Source organism: Chryseobacterium sp. CG10_8, assembly GCF_058117085.1.
The window spans coordinates 1-2,661 of sequence record NZ_JBYVEB010000196.1 but is presented as its reverse complement, the minus strand read 5'-3'; the positions used below and the strand labels follow the sequence as shown (position 1 = coordinate 2,661).

2 protein-coding genes and 1 pseudogene are annotated in these 2,661 nt (G+C 36.8%); all 3 read left to right on the top strand.

What is annotated here, in order from left to right; all coding sequences use genetic code 11:
• Positions 1-294 (top strand): annotated as a pseudogene (locus tag AC4AGG_RS16045) (hypothetical protein); the annotation flags it as partial.
• A gap of 12 nt (positions 295-306) precedes the next feature.
• Positions 307-1,494 (top strand): oxygenase MpaB family protein, encoded by a 1,188-nt coding sequence (locus AC4AGG_RS16040; RefSeq protein WP_489773030.1) that lies wholly within the window; start codon positions 307-309, stop codon positions 1,492-1,494.
• A gap of 79 nt (positions 1,495-1,573) precedes the next feature.
• A complete protein-coding gene (recA, locus tag AC4AGG_RS16035; RefSeq protein WP_489773029.1) occupies positions 1,574-2,572 on the top strand; it encodes a recombinase RecA in 999 nt (332 codons plus the stop codon).
• Positions 2,573-2,661: the final 89 nt, after the last annotated feature.

Genomic DNA, 2,661 nt, shown 5'->3' with positions numbered 1-2,661 from the left:
CTATTAACATTCTTTTGGTCTCGACAGATTGCGAATTTTGTCATCTTTATTGCAGGTAGATTAACAGGAGAAAATTACGGAGGAGACGAAAATTATATTGAAAAACTAATGAGTTTACCTCAAGAAATTTTAGGATTGACCACTTTTGTAATTGGAGTACTGATTTGCGGAATTACTGTTTTTAAGTTCATACCGAAAAATCAAAGACTCACTTTTATCATCTCTGGAATTGTCGGAGGAACTATCGGTTTTGTGCTATGGATGGTCATTCTGGGCCCTATCGTTTTACCTTAATTTTTAAAAAAAATGAAATTATTCCCTAAATATAAAGACGCCAAACATTTTCAGGATTTCTGGAATCACGGAAACGGAAAGGAATTAGCCGATTGGAGCGGCGCTCAACTTTCATTTAATGATTTTGAAAAATACGCTCCTTTATTTTATCAAACCGATGAACTTGGTGACCGTGTAGTACAAGACACTTTTTTCAAAATGCCATTTCATGAGGCAATGAATTTAATCGAAACCTCCACCAGAAATTCAATTACCGAATCATCCACAATTCCAGATTCATTGCGCCAACTTTTGGTTGAAACCCAACAAAAACCAGATTGGCTCAACTTTGAGCTTCTGGAAATCGGTGCCGAATTGTGTCGAAAATCAGGAATCAATTCCTTGATGATCCTGAGAGATTATTCATTAATGGGAGGTTACGATTTCGCCTACCTCAACAAACCACTTATTTTGACTGGGTCGCTTAAAAAAGGAGCTGTTAAAAGATTGTCCGACACACTGGATTTTTGGATAAATGTTTCTCGAAAAAACACACTCCATAATCATCAGAAAGGTTACGAATTCAGTATCAAAACAAGACTTATCCACTCCTATTCGAGATTAATGCTTTTGAAGAATGTCAAAAATTGGGATACCGAAAATTGGGGACAGCCTATAAATCTATGGGATATGATGGCTACTTATTTTGGTTTTTCACTGGTTTTTCTTCATGGTTTGCAAAAACTGAAAGTCAAATTTTCTCACGAAGAAGAAGTTGGTCTATTTCACCTTTGGAAATATGTGGGATTCTTAATTGGGATACCTCCCGAATATCTTCCTAAAAACAAAAAACAAGCAACTGAACAATTTTATCTTTGGACTTCGATTCAACCTCCTTCTGACCAAGATTCGGTTTTGTTAGCGAAATCTCTATTGAATGAAAATCTCGAAAACACGATTTTCAAATATCAGTTCCAGAGAAGAAATTTGAGATACCTTCATATTTGTATGAACTGGTTTCTTCTAGATAAGGAAGTCAATCAACGACTAGAAATCCCGAATGTCAAAGGACGACGTATTTTTCCAAAATTTCTTCTACTGAGAAATCAACTTTTTCAGAAATTTAATTCAAGAGAAAAGCAAATCAGCATCGGGCATCAAGCGCAAATGAAGGTTTTGGAGCAATATCATCAAGTGACTCCTCCTCATTTCCACCATTAAAATGCTCCATTTTATATCAAGTCTAATTCTTGTGTGAAAAATTATTTCCGTATTTTTGAAAAAATATACAAATATTAAAATGAGTACAGAAGACAAGAAAAAAGCGCTCGCTTTGGTGCTTGAAAAACTAGATAAAACATACGGAAAAGGAACCGTGATGACATTAGGTGATGACTCAGTGGATGACTCTATTGAAGTAATTCCTTCTGGTTCTTTAGGATTAGACGTTGCTTTGGGAGTTGGAGGTTATCCAAGAGGAAGAATCATTGAAATCTACGGTCCTGAATCATCCGGTAAAACAACATTAACACTTCATGCGATTGCAGAAGCTCAAAAACAAGGTGGTATTGCCGCTTTTATTGATGCAGAACACGCATTCGACAGACATTACGCTGCAAAATTAGGAATTAGCTTAGACGACCTTATCATTTCGCAACCCGACAATGGAGAACAGGCGTTGGAAATCGCAGACAACCTTATTCGTTCTGGAGCGATTGACATCGTCGTGATTGACTCGGTTGCGGCTTTGACTCCAAAAGCGGAAATCGAAGGAGAAATGGGCGATTCCAAAATGGGATTACACGCTAGATTGATGTCTCAAGCTTTGAGAAAATTGACGGCAACTATTTCAAGGACGAAGTGTACCGTTATCTTCATTAACCAGTTAAGAGAAAAAATCGGGGTAATGTTTGGTAATCCAGAAACAACGACTGGTGGTAATGCTCTTAAATTTTACGCATCTGTAAGAGTTGATATCAGAAAAGCTAGTGCACCAATCAAACAAGGTGACGAAGCTGTGGGAAGCCGAGTAAAAGTAAAAATTGTGAAGAACAAAGTTGCTCCACCTTTCAAACAAGCGGAATTCGACATTATGTATGGAGAAGGAGTTTCTAAAGTGGGTGAAATATTGGATACCGCTGTTGACATGGGAATCGTGAAGAAAAGTGGTTCTTGGTTTTCATACGAAGACACCAAATTAGGGCAAGGTCGTGATTCTGTAAAGGATGTTCTAAAAGATAATCCTGAATTAGCAGAAGAACTAGAAAATAAAATCAAAGAAGAATTGAAAAACAAATAAGCTTTCAATCTCTTTTATCTCATAAAGCCAACTCGTAGGAGTTGGCTTTTTTGTGAAACATAAGTCAGTAGGCAAATTGCTCATAATAA